1 protein-coding gene is annotated in these 237 nt (G+C 62.0%); it reads right to left on the bottom strand.

All coding sequences use genetic code 11. From position 1 onward, the window contains the following. Nucleotides 1-105 precede the first annotated feature (105 nt). Nucleotides 106-237: M23 family metallopeptidase (locus tag SB754_RS22845; RefSeq protein ID WP_410784546.1), on the bottom strand; the 132-nt coding region annotated here is incomplete at its 5' end.

The following is a 237-nucleotide window of genomic DNA, read 5'->3' as shown; positions in this document are numbered from 1 at the left end:
GATCTGTTCGAGAGTGCCCGATCTTTGGCCGATCAGGCACGAGGACGAGCGTACAACATGATTCCGGGAATGTCACGTTCAGGTCACGGAATGATGTTCCTGCGGTCACAACCAGCCGAGCGGATCCACTACGTCGCCGTTAACCATGACCTCAAAGTGCAGGTGGCAGCCCGTGGAGGCGCCCGTGGTGCCGCTGGCTCCCACAAGGTCTCCGCGCTCCACCGTCGCGCCAACGCC

The sequence above is a fragment of the Leifsonia sp. SIMBA_070 genome, from assembly GCF_046534635.1.
In the GTDB taxonomy this organism is placed as follows: Bacteria; Actinomycetota; Actinomycetes; order Actinomycetales; family Microbacteriaceae; genus Leifsonia.
This window is presented reverse-complemented; position numbering and strand designations above follow the sequence as displayed.